Source organism: Amycolatopsis melonis, assembly GCF_040064235.1.
In the GTDB taxonomy this organism is placed as follows: domain Bacteria; phylum Actinomycetota; class Actinomycetes; order Mycobacteriales; family Pseudonocardiaceae; genus Amycolatopsis; species Amycolatopsis melonis.
In genome coordinates, this window is the sequence record NZ_JBDZYD010000003.1 from 583,208 (window position 1) to 603,884 (window position 20,677).

General features: G+C 72.1%; 17 protein-coding genes. 11 read left to right on the forward strand and 6 right to left on the reverse strand.

What is annotated here, in order from left to right; genetic code table 11:
• The first annotated feature begins 99 nt into the window (after positions 1 to 99).
• The 7 genes from ABJI51_RS10735 to ABJI51_RS10765 all read left to right on the forward strand — a co-directional run bounded on the left by ABJI51_RS10735 (position 100) and on the right by ABJI51_RS10765 (position 7,244).
• Entirely contained in the window at positions 100 to 969 is an 870-nt protein-coding gene (locus ABJI51_RS10735; protein WP_348949657.1) for an FAD binding domain-containing protein, read from the forward strand.
• Entirely contained in the window at positions 960 to 1,430 is a 471-nt protein-coding gene (locus ABJI51_RS10740) for a (2Fe-2S)-binding protein (RefSeq protein WP_348949658.1), read from the forward strand. The genes ABJI51_RS10735 and ABJI51_RS10740 overlap by 10 nt, the downstream gene beginning before the upstream one ends.
• The gene (gene pucD, locus ABJI51_RS10745) at positions 1,427 to 3,718 is read left to right on the forward strand and encodes a xanthine dehydrogenase subunit D (protein ID WP_348949660.1); all 2,292 of its coding nucleotides are present in this window, start codon (positions 1,427 to 1,429) and stop codon (positions 3,716 to 3,718) included. The genes ABJI51_RS10740 and pucD overlap by 4 nt, the downstream gene beginning before the upstream one ends.
• A 1-nt stretch (position 3,719) precedes the next feature.
• Positions 3,720 to 4,202 carry a nucleoside deaminase gene (locus ABJI51_RS10750; protein ID WP_348949661.1) on the forward strand — a complete coding sequence of 161 codons (483 nt, stop codon included), beginning with the start codon at positions 3,720 to 3,722 and terminating at the stop codon, positions 4,200 to 4,202.
• A 112-nt stretch (positions 4,203 to 4,314) separates the two neighbouring features.
• Positions 4,315 to 5,760 carry an NCS2 family permease gene (locus ABJI51_RS10755; RefSeq protein WP_348949663.1) on the forward strand — a complete coding sequence of 482 codons (1,446 nt, stop codon included), beginning with the start codon at positions 4,315 to 4,317 and terminating at the stop codon, positions 5,758 to 5,760.
• A 9-nt stretch (positions 5,761 to 5,769) separates the two neighbouring features.
• Positions 5,770 to 6,147 (forward strand): allophanate hydrolase-related protein, encoded by a 378-nt coding sequence (locus tag ABJI51_RS10760; RefSeq protein WP_348949664.1) that lies wholly within the window; start codon positions 5,770 to 5,772, stop codon positions 6,145 to 6,147.
• Positions 6,144 to 7,244, forward strand: coding sequence for a glycerate kinase (locus ABJI51_RS10765; RefSeq protein WP_348949666.1), 1,101 nt, complete (start codon positions 6,144 to 6,146; stop codon positions 7,242 to 7,244). Before ABJI51_RS10760 ends, ABJI51_RS10765 begins: the two co-directional genes overlap by 4 nt.
• A gap of 47 nt (positions 7,245 to 7,291) precedes the next feature.
• Here ABJI51_RS10765 and ABJI51_RS10770 read toward each other — a convergent pair whose 3' ends face one another.
• Complete coding sequence (locus tag ABJI51_RS10770; protein WP_348949668.1) at positions 7,292 to 8,287, reverse strand: aldo/keto reductase; 996 nt, start codon at positions 8,285 to 8,287, stop codon at positions 7,292 to 7,294.
• An 87-nt stretch (positions 8,288 to 8,374) separates the two neighbouring features.
• On the opposite strand from ABJI51_RS10770, the gene ABJI51_RS10775 reads away from it, so the two are divergent.
• Positions 8,375 to 9,070 (forward strand): TetR/AcrR family transcriptional regulator, encoded by a 696-nt coding sequence (locus tag ABJI51_RS10775; protein ID WP_348949670.1) that lies wholly within the window; start codon positions 8,375 to 8,377, stop codon positions 9,068 to 9,070.
• Between the two features lie 110 nt (positions 9,071 to 9,180).
• Positions 9,181 to 11,403 (forward strand): glycoside hydrolase family 15 protein, encoded by a 2,223-nt coding sequence (locus tag ABJI51_RS10780; protein WP_348949671.1) that lies wholly within the window; start codon positions 9,181 to 9,183, stop codon positions 11,401 to 11,403.
• 45 nt (positions 11,404 to 11,448) lie between these two features.
• Here the strand turns inward: ABJI51_RS10780 and ABJI51_RS10785 are convergent, their stop codons facing one another.
• A complete protein-coding gene (locus tag ABJI51_RS10785) occupies positions 11,449 to 12,318 on the reverse strand; it encodes an NAD(+)/NADH kinase (RefSeq protein ID WP_348949673.1) in 870 nt (289 codons plus the stop codon).
• Positions 12,315 to 13,316: an SPFH domain-containing protein gene (locus ABJI51_RS10790; RefSeq protein ID WP_348949675.1), complete on the reverse strand. Its 1,002-nt coding sequence runs from the start codon at positions 13,314 to 13,316 to the stop codon at positions 12,315 to 12,317. Before ABJI51_RS10790 ends, ABJI51_RS10785 begins: the two co-directional genes overlap by 4 nt.
• An 84-nt stretch (positions 13,317 to 13,400) precedes the next feature.
• Between ABJI51_RS10790 and ABJI51_RS10795 the strand changes: the two genes are divergently transcribed.
• A complete protein-coding gene (locus ABJI51_RS10795) occupies positions 13,401 to 14,078 on the forward strand; it encodes an NUDIX hydrolase (RefSeq protein ID WP_348949677.1) in 678 nt (225 codons plus the stop codon).
• Between the two features lie 9 nt (positions 14,079 to 14,087).
• Here the strand turns inward: ABJI51_RS10795 and ABJI51_RS10800 are convergent, their stop codons facing one another.
• The 3 genes from ABJI51_RS10800 to ABJI51_RS10810 all read right to left on the reverse strand — a co-directional run bounded on the left by ABJI51_RS10800 (position 14,088) and on the right by ABJI51_RS10810 (position 19,462).
• Positions 14,088 to 16,931: a glycoside hydrolase family 2 TIM barrel-domain containing protein gene (locus ABJI51_RS10800; RefSeq protein WP_348949679.1), complete on the reverse strand. Its 2,844-nt coding sequence runs from the start codon at positions 16,929 to 16,931 to the stop codon at positions 14,088 to 14,090.
• A gap of 91 nt (positions 16,932 to 17,022) precedes the next feature.
• Complete coding sequence (locus ABJI51_RS10805) at positions 17,023 to 18,021, reverse strand: LacI family DNA-binding transcriptional regulator (RefSeq protein ID WP_348949681.1); 999 nt, start codon at positions 18,019 to 18,021, stop codon at positions 17,023 to 17,025.
• 49 nt (positions 18,022 to 18,070) lie between these two features.
• On the reverse strand, positions 18,071 to 19,462 hold the full coding sequence (locus tag ABJI51_RS10810; RefSeq protein ID WP_348949683.1) for an amino acid permease: 1,392 nt from the start codon (positions 19,460 to 19,462) through the stop codon (positions 18,071 to 18,073).
• A 308-nt stretch (positions 19,463 to 19,770) separates the two neighbouring features.
• On the opposite strand from ABJI51_RS10810, the gene ABJI51_RS10815 reads away from it, so the two are divergent.
• A complete protein-coding gene (locus ABJI51_RS10815; protein WP_348949685.1) occupies positions 19,771 to 20,676 on the forward strand; it encodes a glutaminase in 906 nt (301 codons plus the stop codon).
• Position 20,677 lies beyond the last annotated feature (1 nt).

The window sequence follows — 20,677 nt, forward strand, 5'->3', positions numbered from 1 at the left end:
AGCCCGAAATTCACCTCTCTTTCAGGGGTTTTGCCGTGGTCGCCGCCACGCCGGAGCGTGTGTACTTCTTGCCGAAGCAGCCCCGAAAGGACGTCCACAGTGGAATTCCTCCGACCCGCCACGCTGGCCGACGCGCTCGCCGCGAAGGCCGCGAGCCCCGGTGCGGTCCCGATCGCCGGCGGCACGGACGTGATGGTGGAGATCAACTTCGACCACCGCCGCCCGGACGCCCTGCTCGACCTCGGCCGCGTGGCCGAGCTGCACGAGCACGGCACCGACGGCGGCCGGATCCGGATCGGCGCGGCCGTGCCGTATGCCCGGATCATCACCGAGCTGGGCACGCGGCTGCCCGGCCTGGCGATGGCCGCGCGGACCGTCGGGTCCCCGCAGATCCGCAACCGCGGCTCGGTCGGCGGCAACCTCGGCGCGGCCTCGCCCGCGGGCGACTCGCACCCGGCGCTGCTGGCCGCGGACGCCGAGGTCGAGATCGCGTCGGTCCGCGGCACGCGAGTCGTCGCGGCGAAGGACTTCTACACCGGTGTCAAGCGCAACGTCCTCGAACCGGACGAGCTGATCACCGCCGTCCTGGTGGCCCCGGCCACCGGGCCACAGCAGTTCAGCAAGATCGGCACCCGCAACGCCATGGTCATCGCCGTCGCCGCCTTCGGGCTCGCGCTGCACCCGGAGCAACGCCGGGTCGGCACCGGGATCGGCTCGGCGGCGCCGACACCCCGGCGCGCGTTCGACGCCGAGGAATTCCTGGCCGCCGAGCTGGACTGGGACGCCCCGAAGGCGCTCGCCGACTCGGTGAAACGCCGCTTCGGCGACCTGGTCGCGGCCGCGGCGGCGCCGATCGACGACGTCCGGGGCAGTGCGGCCTACCGGCGGCACGCGCTGGGTGTCATGGCGAGAAGGACGCTGACCTGGGCCTGGACCGAATACTGCGGAGGGAACGCGAAGTGCGCGTGAACGTCACCGTCAACGGCGAGCCCCGCCGGGCGGACAACGTCTGGGAGGGCGAGAGCCTGCTCTACGTGCTGCGTGAGCGGCTCGGCCTCCCGGGCTCGAAGAACGCCTGTGAGCAGGGCGAATGCGGTTCGTGCACGGTATACCTCGACGGTGTCCCGGCGTGTGCGTGCCTGGTCGCGGCGGGGCAGGCGGAGGGCCGCGAGGTCGTCACCGTCGAGGGGCTCGCTCCCGGCGACGTCCTCGACCCGGTGCAGGAGGCGTTCGTCGAGCGCGGCGCCGTCCAGTGCGGGTTCTGCACGCCCGGCCTGGTGGTCGCCGCGCACGACCTGATCGAGCGCAATCCCGAGCCCAGCGACGTCGAGATCCGCGAGGCACTGGCGGGGAACCTCTGCCGGTGCACCGGCTACGAGAAGATCCTCGACGCCGTCCGTGACGCGGCCGCGAAGAAGGCGGTCCGATGAGCGCGCCGTCCCGCTCCCCGCAGGAGCTGCACGACACGATCGCCGGCGGCATCGGCGAGAGCCCGCTGCGCCCGGACGGGACGCTCAAGGTCCGCGGCGAGTTCGCCTACTCCTCGGACCTGTGGCACGAGGACATGCTGTGGGGCGCCACCCTGCGCAGCCCGCACCCGCACGCCCGGATCGTCCGTCTCGACGTCTCGCGTGCGCTCGCCCAGCCGGGCGTGCACGCGGTGCTCACCCACGAGGACGTCCCCGGCGAGAACGTCTACGGCCTCAAGGTCCAGGACACCCCGGTGCTGGCCGACGGCGTCGTGCGCTACCAGGGCGAACCGGTGGCGATCCTCGCCGCCGACCACCCGGAGATCGCGCGGCAGGCGCTCAAGGAGATCGTCGTCGAATACGACGTCCTCGAGCCGGTCACCGATCCCGAGCGGGCCGCGCACGACGACACCCTGCCGAAGCTGCATCCCGGCGGCAACCTCGTCCGCCACCAGCGGATCGTCAAGGGCGACCCGGACGCGACGGCGGACGTCGTCGTCACCGGTGTCTACGAAATCGGCATGCAGGACCAGGCGTTCCTCGGCCCGGAGTCGGGGCTCGCGGTGCCTGCCGAGGACGGCGGGGTCGACCTCTACCTGGCCACGCAGTGGCTGCACGTCGACCAGCGGCAGACGGCGAAGGCGCTGGGCCTGCCGCTGGAGAAGGTGCGGCTGACGCTGTCGGGGGTCGGCGGGGCGTTCGGCGGGCGCGAGGACCTGTCGATGCAGATCCATTCCTGCCTGCTCGCGCTGCGCACCGGCCGTCCGGTGAAGATGGTCTACAACCGGCTGGAGTCGTTCTTCGGGCACGTCCACCGGCATCCGGCGAAGATGTACTACGAGCACGGCGCCACCCGGGACGGCAAGCTCGTCTACGTCCGCGCGAAGCTGTACTTCGACGGCGGGGCGTACGCGTCGAAGACCCCGGTGGTGGTCGGGAACGGCACCACGCTGAGCGTCGGCCCATACGATGTACCGAACGCCCACATCGAGGGCTGGGGTGTATACACCAACAACCCGACCTGCGGCGCGATGCGCGGGCTCGGTGCGGTGCAGCCGACCTACGCCTACGAGTCCCAGATGGACAAGCTCGCCGCCGCGCTGGGCATGGATCCCGCGGAACTGCGGATCCGCAACGCGCTCAGCGAAGGGTCCACTGTGGTCACCGGGCAGGTGGTCGACTTCCCGGCGCCGGTGGCGGAACTGGTCCAGCGGGTCCGTGACCTGCCGCTGCCGCCTTCGCGCACCGGTGACGCCGACATCCGCGAGCTGCCCGGCGGGGCGTCCAACACCACCCACGGCGAAGGCGTCGTGCGCGGGGTCGGCTACGGCGTGACGATCAAGAACATCTCCTACGCCGAAGGGCTCGACGACTACTCGACCGCGCGGGTCCGCCTGGAGGTGATCGGCGGCGAGGCGGTGGCGATGGTGCACACCGCCGCGGCCGAGGTCGGGCAGGGCCTGGTGACGCTGCAGCAGCAGATCGCGCGGACCGAGCTGGGCGTGACGCGGGTGAGCGTGCACCCGGCCGACACGAGCGTCGGGGACGCGGGATCCAGCTCGGCGTCGCGTCAGACGTACGTCACCGGTGGCGCGGTCCGCAACGCCTGCCGGGCGGTCGCGGAGACGGTATACAAACGCCTCGGGGTGCCCGCCGATGGTATGACGCTGGCCGGCGGCAAGGTCGTGGCGGCCGACGGCGAAGTCGTCGCGGACCTGGCCGAGCTGCTCGGCGACTCGGCGATCGAGGAGACCCGCGAGTTCCACCACCGGAAGACGTATCCGCTCGACCCGGAGACCGGCCAGGGCGACGCCCACGTGCAGTACGGGTTCTCCGCCCACCGCGCGGTGGTCGACGTGGACCTCGACCTCGGCCTGGTCAAGGTGGTGCAGCTCGACTGCGCCCAGGACGTCGGCAAGGCGATGAACCCCGACGCCGTCGTCGCCCAGATCCAGGGCGGTTCGGCGCAGGGGCTCGGCCTGGCCGTGATGGAGGAGATCCTGGTCGAGGACGGCAAGGTGCGGAACCCGTCGTTCACCGACTACCTCATCCCGACGATCCTCGACATGCCGCCGATGCGCGTGGAAGTCCTCGAACGGCCCGACCCGCACGCGCCCTACGGCGTCCGCGGGGTCGGCGAGCCGCCGACGATCTCCGCCACCCCGGCGATCGCCAACGCCATCCGCGCGGCCACCGGCCTCGAACTGCCGCGCGTGCCCATCCGTCCCGAGTACATCACCGGAGCCTGAGTTGACCACGTCGATCACCCCCGAGCAGGACTGGCTGGACGAAGCCGTCCGGCTCGCCACGCGCAACGTCGCGAACGGCGGCGGCCCCTTCGGCGCGCTCGTCGTGAAGGACGGCGTGACCGTCTCGACCGGTGTCAACCGCGTCACGGCCAACCTGGACCCGACGGCGCACGCGGAGGTCGTCGCGATCCGGGCGGCCTGCCAGGCGCTGGGCACGTTCAAGCTGGACGGCTGCGTGCTGGTGTCCAGCTGCGAGCCGTGCCCGATGTGCCTGTCGTCGGCGCTGTGGGCGCGGGTGGACAAGATTGTCTACACGGCCGACCGCGACGACGCCGCCAAGGCCGGGTTCGACGACCGTGCCTTCTACGAACTCTTCGACCGTCCCCGCGAGACGTGGACGGTGCCCGTGACGCGACTGTCCATTCCGGACGGATTCGCGCCGTTCGCGGCCTGGCTCGACAAGGCCGACCGCACCGACTACTGACCCACGAATTCAGCAGCTGACCGGAGCACAACCGAACCGAACGTCCCGCTCGCCCAGGCACGGCGTGGTGCCTTGGCCTGGCCGAGCACACCCACCGGCAAGGGCAGGACGCATGACCCAGACCGAAGTCCCCACCCCAGTAGTCGACGAAGTACCCGCACAACGCCGTTCGTTGCTCGAGAAACTCTTCGAGCTGCGCGCGCGGCAGACCGCGATCGGCCGTGAAGTCCGTGGCGGCGTCACGACGTTCGTCGCGATGGCCTACATCGTGCTCCTCAACCCGCTCATCCTCGGCGCCTCCGCCGACATCACCGGCGCCCGGCTCTCGGCCGCGCAGGTGACCACGGCGACCGCGCTCGCCGCCGCCGTGATGACCGTCCTCATGGGACTCGTCGGCAACGCGCCCCTCGCGCTGGCCGCCGGGCTGGGCATCAACGGCATCGTCGCGTTCCAGATGGCGCCGTCGATGACCTGGGCCCAGGCGTTCGGCCTGGTCGTGCTCGAAGGCGTGTGCATCGTGCTGATGGCGGTCAGCGGGGTCCGCGAGCGGATCATGAACGCCATCCCGCGGCCGCTGAAGACCGCGATCACCGTCGGGATCGGGCTCTACATCGCCCTCGTCGGCCTGGTCAGCGCCGGATTCGTGACCCGGGTGCCGGACGCGGCGGCCACCCCGGTGCCGGTCCGGCTCGGCGTCGACGGTCACCTGTCCGGCTGGCCGATCGTGGTGTTCTGCCTCGGCCTGCTGCTGATGATCGTGCTGGTGGCGCGCAAGGTTCCGGGTGCGGTGCTGATCAGTATCGGCGTCGCGACGGTGCTCGCGGTCGTGCTGCACGACGGCTTCGGCGTCGGCGGCTGGGGCCGCACCGACCCGGCGCTGCCCGACCACGTCGTCGCCGCGCCCGACTTCGGGCTCTTCGGCCACATCGACCTGTTCGGCGGATTCGCCTCGGCGGGCGCGCTCGCGGCCACGGTGTTCCTGTTCACCCTGGTGCTGTCCGGGTTCTTCGACGCCATGGGCACGATCACCAGCGTTTCCGACGAGGCCGGGCTGTCGAAGCACGGGAAAGTGCCGCGGATGGGCCGGATCCTGCTGGTCGACGGCGCGGGCGCGATCGCGGGCGGGGTCACCGGCTCGTCGCCGAACACGGTGTTCCTCGAATCGGCGGCCGGGGTCGGCGAGGGCGCCCGTACCGGGCTGGCCAGCGTCGTCACCGGGCTGCTGTTCGCCGGGACGCTGCTGTTCACGCCGCTGGCCGGGGTGGTCCCGGCGCAGGCCGCGGCGCCGGCGCTGGTGGTCATCGGCGGCATGATGGTCGCGCAGTGCCGGACCATCCCGTGGCACGACCCGGACTACACCATCCCGGTGTTCCTGACCGCGGCCCTGATCCCGTTCACCTACTCGATCACCAACGGCGTCGGCGCGGGCTTGATCGCGTTCGTGCTGATCAAGATCGGCCGCGGCAAGTGGCGCGAGGCCGGCTGGCTGCTGTCGCTGCTGGCACTGGTGTTCGCGGTCTACTTCGCCGTCGACGGCGTCGAAACCCTGTTCCGGTAAGGAGTTCCCGTGGCCCTGATGTTCTTCAACGGCGGCGCCATGCGTGGCGAACCACTGCACCACCTGCTCGACGGCTCGCCGTTCGTGACGCGGACCCGGACGGCCCCGAAGTACCGGTTCTACGCGGTCGGCGACCAGTGCCCCGCGTTGTATCCAGTATCCCACGGCGGTGCCGAGGTGGCGGGCGAGGTGTACGACGTCCCGCTCGACGACCTGCGGGACAAGGTGCTCCCGGCCGAGCCGCACGAGCTGGAGCTGGGCGTGGTCGAGCTGGCCGACGGCTCCTCGGCGTTCGCGATGCTGCTGCGGCGGCCCTACACCTCGCACGTCGCCCTGCGCGACATCACCGAGATCGGCGACTGGCGGGCGTACAAGGCGAGCGCGTGAAGGTCCTGGTCGCGCCGGACAAGTTCAAGGGGTCGCTGACCGCGGCCGAGGTGGCGTCGGCGATCGCCAAGGGGCTCGCCGTCGCCCGTCCCGGCCTCGAGGTGCGCACCCTGCCGGTGGCCGACGGCGGCGAAGGCACGGTGGACGCCGCCGTCGCCGCCGGGTTCCGCCGCGTGCGCGTCCCGGCCCGCGGGCCGACCGGCTTGCCGCTGACGGCGTCCTACGCGGTGCGGGGGGACACGGCGGTGGTGGAGCTGGCGGAGGCGTCCGGGCTGCACCGCCTGCCGGGCCCGCCGCAGCCGCTCACCGCGACCAGTGCGGGGACCGGCGACGTCATCGCCGCCGCGGTGGCGGCGGGTTGCCGCCGGATCGTGCTCGGCGTCGGCGGCAGCGCGAGCACCGACGGCGGCGCCGGGATGCTGACCGCGCTGGGTGCCCGGCTGCTGGACAACGCCGGACGGGAACTTCCCTTTGGTGGCGCGGCGTTGTCCCGGCTGGCTTCGCTCGATCTGTCCGGTGTGGACTTGTCCGAAGTGGACTTCGAGCTGGCGAGTGACGTCGCCAACCCGCTCTGCGGCCCGGACGGCGCCGCGGCCGTGTACGGGCCGCAGAAGGGAGCGTCGGAGCGGGACGTCGAGGTGCTCGACGCCGCGTTGCGGCACTGGGCGTCGATCGCGAGTCCGGAGTTCGCCGGGCGGCCCGGCGCGGGTGCCGCCGGGGGAGCGGGGTTCGCCGCGCTGGCGGTGCTGGGGGCGCGGCTGCGCCCGGGCATCACGGTGCTGCTGGACCTGCTCGGCTTCGGCGACGCGCTGGCCGGGGTGTCGCTGGTGGTCACCGGCGAGGGATCGCTGGACCGTCAGACGCTGTCCGGCAAGGCCCCGGCGGGCGTGGCCCGCGCCGCGGCCGCGCGGGGCATCCCGTGCGTCGCGGTTTCGGGCCGCTGCCTGCTGTCCGCGGCCGAGGTGACGTCGGCGGGTTTCGCGGCGGCGTACGCCCTGACGGACCTGGAACCCGACCCGGCCCGCTGCATGGCCGAGGCGGCACCGCTCCTGCGCCGCCTCGCCCGCCGGGTCGCCGCGGACCACGTTGGTCCGTGAATGGCACATTCACGGACTTGAAGTCCCTCGATGTGCCATTCACGGACTTACTTCTCGCTGTCCAGGTGGTCGAGCTGGGCGGCGGCGTAGCGGTCGCCCGCGGCGGCTCCCGGCGGGATGGCCGCGTCGATGTCGGCGAGGTCGGTGGCCGTCAGCTCCAGCTCGCCCGCGCCCAGGGACTCCGCCAGCCGGGCCCGGGTGCGGGCGCCGACCAGCGGGACGATGTCCTCGCCCTGCGCTGCCACCCAGGCGATGGCCAGCTGCGCCGTCGTGACGCCCTTCGCCGCGGCCAGCTTGCCCAGCGCGTCGGTCAGCGCCAGGTTGCGGTCGAGGTTCTCGCCCTGGAACCGCGGGCTGTGGCCGCGGAAGTCGCCCGCGCTCAGCTCGCGCGACGGCGTCCAGTGGCCGCTGAGCAGACCGCGGGACAGGACGCCGTACGCGGTGACGCCGATGCCCAGCTCGCGGGCGGCGGGCAGGATTTCCGCCTCGATCCCGCGGGAGAGCAGCGAATACTCGATCTGCAGGTCCGAGATCGGGTGCACGGCCGCGGCGCGGCGGAGGGTCTCCGCGCCGACCTCCGAGAGGCCGATGTGCCGGATGTATCCCGCCTGCACGAGGTCGGCCAGCGCGCCGACCTGCTCCTCGATCGGCACGGCCGGGTCGAGCCGGGCCGGGCGGTAGACGTCGATGTGGTCGGTGCCGAGGCGGCGCAGGCTGTAGGCGAGGAACGTGCGGATGGCCTCCGGGCGGCTGTCGTAGCCGAGCCACGCGCCGTCGGGGCCGCGCAGCGCGCCGAACTTGACGCTGATCACCGCCTTGTCGCGGTTGCGGCCGCGCAGCGCTTCGCGCAGCAGCAGCTCGTTGTGGCCCATGCCGTAGAAGTCGCCGGTGTCGAGCAGCGTGACGCCGGCGTCGAGGGCCGCGTGAACGGTCGCGACGGATTCGGCCTCGTCGGCCGGGCCGTACAGGTCGGACATGCCCATCAGGCCGAGGCCGAGGGCGGAGACGGCCGGACCGGTCCGGCCGAGGGTGCGGGTCTGCATGAACTCTCTCCTGTTTCCGTTGGTACTCGACTCACAGTATCACTGATACTGCAACAACGCTACCAACGGCTTGTTATCATTGGAACCATGGCGACGAAGACGGCGGCGGACACCCGCGGGCGGATCCTGGAAGCAGCGGCCGCGCTGCTGGTGGCGGAGGGGCGCGACGGCCTCTCGACCCGCGCGGTGAGCGCGGCGGCGGGCGTGCAGCCCCCGGCGCTGTACCGCCTCTTCGGCGACAAGGACGGGCTGCTCGACGCTGTCGCGGCGTACGGCTTCGACGAGTACCTGGCGAGCAAGCGCGCGCTGGGTTCGACGGGTGACGCCGTCGAAGACCTCCGGCGCGGCTGGGACCTGCACATCGAGTTCGGGCTGGCGCGCCCGGAGTTCTATGTGCTCATGTACGGCGACGCGCGGCCGGGCCGGACGTCGCCCGCTGCGCGCGAGGCCGAGGCGATGCTGCACGGCATCGTCTCGCGGGTGGCGGAGGCGGGGCGCCTGCGGGTGAGCGTCGACCGCGCCGCGCGGCTGGTGCACGCGACCGGGATGGGCGTGGTCCTGGCGCTGATCGCGACGCCGGAAGCGGAACGCGACCTGGAACTGTCGGCGACGGCCCGGGAGACGGTGCTGGCCCGCATCCTCACCGAGACGGCCGAGCCGCCGGGTTCGTCGCTGCCGGAGCGTGCGATCGCCCTGCGCGCCGGGCTCGGCGAGGCGTCAGTGCTCACCGATGCCGAGCGTGTCCTGCTGGCGGAGTGGCTGGACCGCATCGCCGACGCCTGAGAAGCCTGCTGCATCGGTTCAGAACGACCGGACATTGCCTGTCATGACTTCGGCGCGCAATATGTTGCGGCTCGCAACATATTGACGACAACGCCGTCGGAGGCTCGGACATGATCAGGTGGAAAGCGGTGCTGGCCTGCGCCGGAGCGGGAGTTCTGCTGGCCGGGGTGCTGCCCGGCACGGCACTGGCGAGCGGGACCGCGACCGACTGCTGCGGCGGCGGGGCGTCGTGGGCGACCGGGAACAAGTCCGCCCTCGGCACCTCGACGACCACGGGCAGCCCGGTCTGGTTCACCGTCGCCGGCGGCGTGACGTCTGAGGTCTTCTACCCCCGCGCCGACGTGCCCAACATGCAGGACATGCAGTTCATCGTCACCGACGGGTCGAGCTTCGTCGACCTGGAACGCGACGACACCACCCACGTCGTGTCGATGCCCGACGAGAAGGCGCTGCAGTACACCGTCACCAACACCGCCAAGAGCGGGAAGTACCGGATCACCACCGACTACGTCACCGATCCCGCCCGCGCCACGCTGGTGACGAACACCCGGTTCCAGTCCCTCGACGGCGGCAGCTACCGGCTCTACCTCCTGGCCAACCCGTCGATGGCCGGCGGCGGCGCCAACGACAACGCCTGGTGGGACAACGGCAGCCTGCTGGCCAGTGGCACCGAGACGCTCTTCGGCGGCACGGCGACCACCGTCGTCTCCGCGCTGCGCGTCTCGACCGGCTTCACCGCCCACGACAACGGCTACAGCGGCGCGGCCAGCGACTGCCTGACCGACCTGCGTGCCGACAAGGTGCTGAACAACCAGTTCGACGCCGTCTCCGGCACCGGCAACGTCGTCCAGTGTGGACAGATCCCGGTCGGCACGGACACGACCTTCACCGTCGCGCTGGGCTTCGGCGGCACCGCGGCCGCCGCGGTCTCGGCCGCGAGCGGGTCGCTGAGCAGCGGGTTCTCGGCCATTGCGAGTTCATACCGCAGCGGCTGGAACTCCTACGTCGCCGGGCTGAAGCCCGCTCCGGCCAGCGTTTCCGGGGACACGCAACGACGTCGCGCCTACTACGTCGCGGCGATGGCGCTGAAGACCGCCGAGGACAAGCAGCATCCGGGGGCCAGCGTCGCGGGCCTGGCGACGCCGTGGGGCGACTACACCAACGGCGACCACCTCAACGACGGCTACCACCGCGTCTGGGGCCGCGACCTCTACCAGCAGGCGACCGGGCTCCTGGCCGCGGGCGACAGTGCCCAGGCCAAGCGGATGGCCCAGTTCCTCTGGAACTCCCAGTGGATCGGCAGCCCGACCACGGGCGACGGGACCACCTATCCTGCCGGGTCTTTCCCGCGCTACAGCCCGGTTTCCGGGGTCGCGGGCGCGAGCGCCCAGCAGCTGGGCTGCTGCGAACAGCTCGACCAGGACGCGGACGCGATCCTGCTGGCCTGGCAGACCGGCCTCACCGACGCCGCGACCTACGCCAAGGTCAAGACGACCGCGAATCACATCGTCGCCACCGGCCCGGACACCACCGAGCGGTGGGAGGAGCAGTACGGCAAGTCGCCGTCGTCGGTGGCGGCCGAGATCGCCGGCCTGATCGCCGCCGGCGCCATCGCGCGGGCCAACGGCGACACCGCCGGCGCGACGACGTGGGAGTCCACAGCGGACTCCTGGCGTAATTCCCTGCCCGGCTGGACCGTGACGACGTCCGGTTACTGGGGCGGCCACACCTACTACGAACGCCTCGACCGCAGCGGCAATCCCGACGACGCCGGGACCATCTGCTTCGACGAAGGCTGTTTCTACGAACACGACGTCACCGACTTCGGGTTCCTCGACCTGGTCCGGCTCGGCATCCGCCCGGCGGGCGACGCGACGGTCGCGAACTCGGTCGCCCCGACCGCGGCGGCCTACGACGGCAACGCGCCGATGCAGGTGACGCTGCCCAACGGCGACGTCTACTTCCACCGCTACCCGCACGACAACTACGGCGAGAGCACCGCGAACTGCAGTGGCTGGCCCGCGAACGGCAGCCGGCGGTTCGGCCGGCTGTGGCCGGTGTTGTCAGGGGAGCGAGGCCAGTACGAACTGGCCAACGGCCGCTCGGCGGCGGTGTACCTGAAGTCCATGGCGGACTCGGCCAACGACGGCTACTTCGTGCCGGAGCAGGTCTGGGACCGCGGCGACGTCGGCTGCTTCGGCCTCGGCAGGCCGACCGGCAGCGCGGGCCCGCTGATGTGGGCGGAAGGCCAGTACCTGCGGCTGGCGCAGAACATGGACGCCGGCCGCAACCTCGACACGCCGTCGATCGTCAAGAACCGGTACGGCACCTGAGAAACCGGCGGCCCGGCACGCCCCCTCGGTGTGCCGGGCCGCCGGTCACTGCACCAGGCGGACGGTCCGGCCCGCCGGGGCGAACGTCGCCGTCTGGCCGCGGGTGAGGGCGACGGAGTCGGCTTCGAGACCGTCGCCGAAGGCCACCAGCCGGTCGGATTCGATCTCTACGGTCAGCGCCGCGCCGGTCAGATCGCCTTCGGTATACAAAGTGCCGGTCGACGGCGACGGCCAGGCTTCCCGCACGAACCACACCAGCCGGGCCTCGCCGGGTGCGGGCAGTCGCAGCGCGCTGCCGCGTTCCCGCCACACCGAACCGCACCAGCCGGTGGCGCCGGTGCCGGTTCCGACGAGGATGCCCGACGACGCCTGCCGTTCCGGCGGCCGGTCCCCGGCGCCGAGCCGGTAGCGGGCCGTCTGGTGCCCGGCGTGCCCGAGGTAGATCTCGTTGAGCGCGAGCAGGCGCTGGCCGTCGTCCGCGGTCAGCTCGGCCATCGTGCGGTGCTCGACGTCGCCGGTCGCGCGCACCAGGTCGGCGACCGCCTCCGCGGGATGCCGGACGAGGACTCCGGGCGCGCCGGGCGTCACGCCGATCACCGGCTGGCCGTCGAGGTACTTCGCGACGTTGGCGATCAGGCCGTCCTGGCCGACCACGACGACGATGTCCTCGGGCGTGAACAGGAACCGGTCGAGGTCCGCGCGTTCGACCTCGCCGCGGCGCCAGTCGAGCGGGATGGCCGCCGACGCCGTCGCCAGTGCCCGGCGCATGGCGGCGTCGGCCTCGGTCACCTCGGCGAGGTCGCGGCCGCGCGTGCGCAGGAAGAACTCCGCCTGGCCGCGGGTGCCGTGCCGGGCCACCAGCTCGGCCAGCTCGGTGCGCCGGTGCACCAGCACGACGCGCGGGGCGAGGCTCACGATCGGACGCCGAGCTTGGCCAGCAGCGGGGCGAGCAGGTCCGGGGTGAGGACCAGGCTGTCGATCCGCGGGAGGTTCCCGGCCAGTTCCTTCAGTGCGAGCCCGGTCAGCACGCCGTCCGGGAGGTCGCGGTAGGCGGCCAGCCGGGCGGCCTCGCCCGCCGCGTCCGCCTCGCCGAGTGCCCGCCGGCCCGCGGCCTCGACCTGGGTCAGCCGTTCCTGCCGCGACGCCTGCGCTTCGGTCTCGATCCGGTTCGCCGCCGCGGCCTCCTCGGCCTGGCGCCGGGCGTTCGCGCCGCGCTGGACGAGCAGCTGCTCCTCGCGCCGGGCCAGTTCGATCTGGTTCTGCAGCTCGTTTTCGCTGATCGCGCGTTCGCGTTCGACGGCGAGTGCGCGCCGCTCGTAGGTCGCCCGGTCGGCTTCCTGCTGGACCTTCTCCCGCGCGGTGGTCTGCAGCGCCTTCTCGACCTCCGGCTCGGCGCGGATCGCGACGACGCGGACGTCGACGACCGCGGCGCCGGTCTGCGCGAGCCGGGTGTCCTCCTCGGCGAGCCCGGCGCGGATCCGGTCGCGGACGGCCCGGACGCCGTCGGCGAGCGCGGTTTCCAGCGGCGTGCGGGTCAGCACCTCGACGGCGTACTGCTGGACGTTCTCGGTGAGCAGCCCGCTGATCTGGGCCAGCGGGTCGCTGCGCCAGCGTCCGGTGTCCGGGTCGATGGAGAAGTCGATGCGCCGGGCGGCCAGCGCCGGGTCCTCGATCCGGAAGGTGAGGGCGAGCTGGACGGTGACGTCCTGGAAGTCGGCCGTACGGGCGTGGAACAGCAGCGGCAGCTCGCGGTCGTCGACCGGTACCTCCGACACGACCGCGGTCAGCGGCCGGTACCAGAACGACAGCCCGACGCCGTCGTGCGCGAGCTTGCCGCGGCGGTAGTGGCGGATGTGCACGGTCGGGGCACCGCGCAGGTGCCGGAACCCGAACCGGCGGTCGATGTCGGCCATGGGCCCTCCTCTTATCGTCAGCATGACGATATGGGACGGCGAGCTTAATCGTCAAGCTGACGATTAGTCGGGTAGGCTCGGGGCATGGGTCACCCGCCGTTCGCCGTCACCGTGGACCTCGTCGTGCTCACCCTGACCGGGGACGAGCTGTGCGCGCTGGTGGTGCGCCGCGGCGTCGAGCCGTACGTGGGGGAGTGGGCCCTGCCGGGCGGGTTCGTCCGGCCGGAGGAGGACCTGGCGGACGCGGCGCGCCGGGAACTGGCGGAGGAGACGGGACTGGCACCGGGCACCGTCCACATCGAACAGCTCGGCGGCTACGGCGCACCCGGCCGCGACCCGCGGATGCGTGTGGTCACGATCGCGTATCTGGCACTGGCCCCGGATCTGCCGGTTCCGAGCGCGGGCACGGACGCGGCGGACGCGCGCTGGGCCCCGGTCCGCACGCTGGCGCGGGAAAGCCTGGCCTTCGACCACGACCGCATCCTGGCCGACGGCCTGGAGCGCGCCCGCGCGAAACTGGAGTACACCCCGCTGGCCACGGCGTTCTGCGCACCGGAGTTCACGGTCGCCGAGCTGCGGCGGGTGTACGAGCTGGTGTGGGACACCCGCCTGGACCCCCGCAACTTCCACCGCAAGGTGACGGGAGCGGACGGCCTCCTGGAACCGACGGGCCGCACGACCACCCGCGACGGCGGCCGGCCGGCCCAGCTTTACCGGCGGGGCCGGGCGGAACTGCTGTACCCGCCGATGCTGCGCAGCTGACTGCCAGGCTCAGTCGGCGTCGGCGGGCAGCGGGCGGAACCACAGCGTGAACGCCGTCTTCTGGGGCAGCAGCCGGTACTGCGGCAGCACCCCGGGCCCGCAGGACGCCGATCCCAGGCCGTGGTGGGCGACGTCCAGGGTCAAATGCACCAGCTCGCCCGGTACCAGGTCGTCCGTGTGGCGCGCTGCTTCCAGGTCGGCCGCTGTCCAGCGGCGGGCCGTGAAGTCGAACTGGGGCTCGCCCGCGATGTGCAGGCCGGTTCCGTCCGGGGCCGTCAGGCGGGCCCAGCGGACTGCCGTGCGGTTTCCGTTCTCCTGCGGGAACACGTACGGCGTCTGCAGGGCGTCGACGCTGCTGGAAAACCGGCCGATACGGACCGACTGGCGGCTGTCCGGGTATGCCTCGCCCGGGCCTCCGCCGAACCACTCCGCCGAGCCCAGGGTGCCCGGGACCGCCATGGTCAGGCCCAGGCGGGGGAGCGTGCACGGCCACGACCCGTCCGGGGTCACCTCCAGGCGCAGGCGCAGGCGGTCCGCGAACGCCGTCCACGTGTAGTCCGCGAACAGGCCGAACGGCTGCGCCGGCGGGGCCACGCGCGTGCGGACCACCAGCTCCTCGCCGTCCGCGTCCACCGTGATCACCCGGTGCTGCAGCCGGTGCAGGCCCGCCTCGCGCCACTGGTCGGCCTCGGGCCGCCCGGCGAACTCGCCGCGGTCGTTGTCCGTCGTCGCGCGCCAGACGTCCAGGCGGGGGCCCTCGACCGGGTGGCCGCCGAGCGTGGTCAGCGTGCCCGTCAGCGGGTCGAACTCGCCCGCCCCCAGCAGCAGCTTGCCGCCGGTGCGGAACACCGGGCCGCGCGGCGGGAGCGGGGCCGCCTCCGGTGCCGCCGACACCGGGAGCTGTCCCCAGCCGACGACGTGCCCGGCCGGGGCCCACGGCGTCGCCGACGCCAGCGACGCCGAGACCGTCAGCCACGATTCGCCCGCCGTCGACGGCAGCGAAGGCAGCGGGACCACTGTGCTCTGTCCGGATTGGACAGCTGGAACGTCGAGGACGCCTTGTACGACAGCGATTCCTTCTTCTTCGAGCACCCAGCCGAACTTCAAGTGTGCGGTGTCGACGAAGTCGTAGTGGTTCGACACGCGGATGCCGGACGCGTCCGCGGCGATCCGGACCGGCTCGATGATTTTCGCGTACTCGACCAGGCCAGGCGACGGCGTCCGGTCGGGGAAGACCAGCCCGTCGATGACGAAGTTGCCGTCGTGGATCGTTTCGCCGAAGTCGCCGCCGTAGGCGAAGTGGCCGCCGTCGGCCAGGCCGTGGTCGATCCACTCCCAGATGAATCCGCCCTGGCAGTTCGGGTACCGCTCGAACAGCTCCCGGTACTCCAGCAGCCCGCCGGGCCCGTTGCCCATCGCGTGGCCGTACTCGCACTGGATGAACGGCAGGTCACGGCGCCGCGAGTTGTCGTCCTCGCGGCGGCCGATCCGCTCGACGTCCTCGTGCGTGGCGTACATCCGGCTGTGGATGTCCACATAGGAGCATTCGTGGTCGCCCTCGTAGTGCACCGGCCGCGTCGGGTCGCGGTGCCGCACCCACTCGGCCATCCGCGCCAGGTTCTCGCCCGTGTGGCTTTCGTTGCCCAGCGACCACAGGATCACGCTCGGCCGGTTCTTGTCCCGCTCCACCGTCCGCCGGATGCGGTCGAGGTAGGCCTCCAGCCACATCGGCTCGCTGCTCGGATTGCCCGCCCACTCCAGCGGCCCGAACCCGTGGGTCTCCAGGTCGCACTCGTCGATCACCCACAGGCCGTACTCGTCGCACAGCTCCAGGAACGCCGGATCCGGCGGATAGTGACTGGTCCGCACGGCGTTGACGTTGTGCCGCTTCATGAGCAGGACGTCGGCCAGCATGGTTTCCCGCGACACCGCCCGCCCGGTGTGCGGGTCGTGTTCGTGGCGGTTGACCCCGCGCAGCAGCAGCGGCCTGCCGTTGACCTTGAGCTGACCGTCCTCGATGGACACCGTACGGAACCCGATCCGCACCGGCACCCGCTCGGCCGCGGTGGACAGCGTTCCCTCGTACAGCCGGGGCGACTCCGCGCTCCACGGCTCGACCGGCAGCGTCAGCGGCACCCCGGCCGGATGCGCGGTGACGCCCAGCTCCGGCAGGTCGAGCACGACGTCCGGGCCGGTCTCGACGCGGACGGTGCCCTGGCCGGTCGTGTGGTCGTAGTCCGCACGGACCCAGTAGTCGCCGATGCCGCCGTCCGGGCGCGCGAGCAGCGTCACGGACCGGAAGATGCCCGACAGCCACCACATGTCCTGGTCTTCCAGGTAGCTGGCGGCCGACCACTGGTGCACGCGCACCACCAGGACGTTGCCGTGCGGCCGCAGCAGCGGGCCCACCTCGAACTCCGACGGCAGGCGGCTGCCCTTCGTGACACCCAGCTCGGTGCCGTTGAGCCAGATCCGGCCGCAGGAGTCGATCCCGTCGAAGCGCAGCACGGCGGGCCCGGCGGGCCAGTCCGCGGGCAGGTCGAAGCGCAGGCGGTGGTCGCCGGTCGGGTTGCCGGACGGCACGTGGGGCGGGTCGACCGGGAACGGGTACTGCACGTTCGTGTAGGCGGGACGGCCGTGCCCGTGCAGCTGCCACATCGACGGCACCGGCAGCTCGTCCCACGCCGAGTCGTCGAAGTCGTCGCGCTCGACCCCGGCCGGGGCGGCCGCGACGGCAGGCGAGAGCCGGAAGCGCCAGGTGCCGTTCAGCGACAGCGCGGGCGCGTCGGAGACGAACGCCGCGCGCGGCGGGAGCGAGCCGTGGCCGGGAGCCGGGTCTTCGACGTACGACATGAGGTCCTTTCGACGTCGGCCGTGAGCGTTCCCGTGAACGTTCACGGACCGCGTGGAAGTGTGCGTGGCGGCGCCGAGGAGTGTCAAGGGATCAGGCGGATTCACGCAGGTGGAGCGCGGCACGGACGACCAGCTCGCCGGGCGGCAGCGGCGTGGCCCCGGTCACGAGCCGCTCGACCTGCTCGACGGCCAGCGCGCCGAGGGCGCGGGTGTCGATGGCGACGCTGGACAGCTCCGGGTCGACCAGGGTGCCCAATGCCAGCCCGTCGAAGCCGATCACCGCGAGGTCCGCGGGCACGCGCAGGCCGAACCGGCGGGCCTCGCGCAGCGCGCCGATGGCCATCACGTCGTTGAAGGCGAACACCGCGGTGACGTCGGGATGGGCGGCGAGCAGCGTGGCGAGCGCGCTGCCGCCGCCGTCGACGGTCTGGGCGCCGGCGGTGACCCAGCCGGGGTGCACCCGGACCCCGCACTCGGCGGCGGCCCGCAGGAACCACTGCCGCCGCACGGTCGCTTCGGGCTGGCCGTCGAGCATCCCGATCCGCCGGTGCCCGCGCGAAACGAGGTGGGCGACGGCCTCGCGGACGCCCTCCTCGCCGTCGATCGCGATGCCGCTGAAGCGCGGCGTGCGGGGTTCGCGGCCGATCAGCACCACCGGGATGCCCGCCGTGCCGCGGTCCAGGTCGTCCTCGGGCCGGGTGAAGTAGCCGACCACCGCGTCGACCTGGCTGCCGATGACCTCCAGCGTGGCCAGTTCCTGCGCCGGGTCGTCGGTGGTGTCGTAGACGACCACGTGCCTGCCGCGGGCGCGGGCCGCCTCCAGCGCCCCGGAGGCGACCTCGGTGAAGAAGGGGTTGAGCAGGTCCGGCACCACCAGCCCGATCGTGGTGGTGTCCGGGCGGACCAGGCCGCGGGCGAACCGGCTCGGCCGGTAGCCGAGCGCGCGGGCGGCGTCGAGGACGCGCTGCTTGGTCGAGCCGTCGATCTCGGCCTTGTCGTTCAGCGCCCGCGACACCGTCTGCCGGGAGACCCCGGCCGAGCGGGCGACGTCGTGGATCGTCACCCGCCGGGGTTCCGTGCTGGAAGACACCGCCCACCTCCTCGTCGGAGGTCGAGTATGCCCGCCCGCGGCCGCCGCGCTACCCGGCCGGGGTGCGGTCGCGGCGCTTCGCGACGAAGCGCCAGCCCACCGCCAGCACCACCGCGAGCACCGGGATCGAGTAGAACGCGATCTTCTCCGCGCCGTCGGAGAAGCCCATCAGCGCCACCACCAGCGCCAGGAACCCGAGCGTCGCCCAGCCCGAATAGGGCGCCCACGGCATCCGGTAGGACGGCCGTTCGACCTCGCCGCGCAGCGCCGCCTGCCGCAGCCGCAGCTGGCAGAAGACCAGCGTCGCCCACGTCGTGATCACCCCGAGCGAGGCGATCGCGATGGCGATGTCGAACGCCTCCTTCGGCACCAGGTAGTTCAGCACCACGCCGAACAGGTAGGCGACCGAGGTGAACAGGATGCCGCCGTAGGGCACGTGCCTGCTGCTCATCCGGCTGACGAACGACGGCGCCTCGCCCTTCTCGGCCAGCGAGCGCAGGATCCGGCCCGTGGAGTACAGGCCGGAGTTGACGCTGGACAGCGCCGCGGTGAGCACGACCGCGTTCATGACGTCGCCGATGCCCGGGATGCCCAGCCTGCTGAAGACGGTCACGAACGGGCTCTCGTCGCCGTTGTAGAACGGCCACGGCAGCAGCATCGCCAGCATCAGCACGGACCCGACGTAGAAGACGCCGATCCGCCACACCACGCCGTTGATCGCCTTCGGGAGCACCTTGCGGGCGTCCTTGGTCTCGCCCGCGGCGATGCCGACGACCTCGATCGCCGAGTAGGCGAAGATGACCGCCTGCAACGTCATCAGCGCGACGCCGATGCCGGCCGGGAAGAATCCACTGTGGCCGGTCAGGTTGTGCGCACCCGCCGTCGTGCCGCCGATGTCGGCGCTGGCCAGCACCAGGCCCACGGCGGTGACCAGGAAGACGACGATGGCCAGCACCTTGACCACCGAGAACCAGAACTCCAGCTCGCCGAACAGCTTCACCGAAAGCAGGTTCACCGCCAGCAGCACGCCGAGCGCGACCAGCGCGGTGATCCACTGTGGCACGTCCGGCAGCCATTTGTGCACGTAGATCGCCACCGCGGTGATCTCCGCGATGCCGGTCATCGCCCAGTTCACCCAGTACATCCAGCCGGAGACGAAGCCGGCCCACGGCCCGATGAACTTCCGCGCGTAGGTGACGAAGCTGCCCGAGCTGGGCTCGTGCAGCACGAGCTCGCCGAGCGCGCGCATCACGAAGTAGGCGGCCACCCCGCAGATCGCGTAGGAGAAGACCAGCGACGGGCCGACCTGGTGGAGTTTGCCACCGGCGCCGAGGAACAGCCCGACGCCGATCGCGCCGCCGATGGCGATCATCTGCACCTGGCGGTTGCCCAGTGCTTTCGAGTAGCTTTCACCGTTTTCGGTGAGCAGCGAGGAATCCATGGTTCACGGACGCTAGAGCGATGTGCGGCAGATCACCAGGCACACTAAGGAAGACTTAAGGTGTGCCGGACATCACTGCGGAGATTTCTCCGCGATAGGCGGATTCCGCGGGGTGCGCGCCAGTCCGGCTTCGGACGTGCTGAAAGGGACGTTCCTGGCGGCTGACGCGACGAAAGTCCCTTTCGCTGCACCGGATGAGACGAAAGCGCCTTTCAGCTCACGCGGGCGCACCCCCGCAGCTGTTCTGCCGGGCCTGGGTGGGCGGGGTGCGCGCCGGGCCGGGCGGAGTGCCTTCTACGCTACGGGCCGTGGATCTCGCGGCGCTGCTGGACCGGATTGCCGACGACGTCGCGCCGGAGGTCGGCCGCGGCGCCGTCGCCGGCTACATTCCCGCGCTGGCGCGGGTCGAGCCGTGGCGGTTCGGGATGGCCGTGGCCGAAGTGGACGGTGCCGTGCACGGCGTCGGCGACTGGGAGCACCCGTTTTCCGTGCAGAGCATGTCGAAGGTGTTCACCCTGGCGCTGGCCCTGTCCCGCGGCGACGGCGTGTGGAAGCGCGTCGGCCGCGAGCCGTCCGGCGACCCGTTCAACTCGCTCGTGCAGCTGGAACACGAGGACGGCATCCCGCGCAACCCGTTCATCAACGCGGGCGCGCTGGTGGTGACCGACGAGCTGGCCAGCCACGGCGACGCGGCCGACGCGCTGCTCGCGTTCCTGCGCCAGGAGAGCGGCAACACGGAGATCGCGGTGGACTCCGAGGTCGCGGCCTCAGAGGCGGCGCACGCCGACCGAAACCGGGCGCTGGCGTACTTCATGGCCTCCTACGGCAACATGCGCCACCCGGTGCCGTCGGTGCTCGACCAGTACGTCCGCCAGTGTTCGATCGCGATGAGCTGCGCGGACGTGGCGCGCTCGGCGTTGTTCCTGGCCCGCCACGGAATCCGCAACGACGGGTCCCGGCTGCTGGGGCTGAGCGCGGCGAAGCGGATCAACGCGGTGATGCTGACCTGCGGCACGTACGACGCGGCGGGCGAGTTCGCCTACCGCGTCGGCCTGCCGGGCAAGAGCGGCGTCGGCGGCGGCATCGTGGCCATCGTCCCGGGCCGCTGCGCGGTGTGCGTGTGGAGCCCGGGCCTGGACGCCCGCGGCAACTCGGTGGCAGGCGTGGCGGCCCTCGACCGGTTCACCACGCTGACCGGATGGTCGGTCTTCTGAG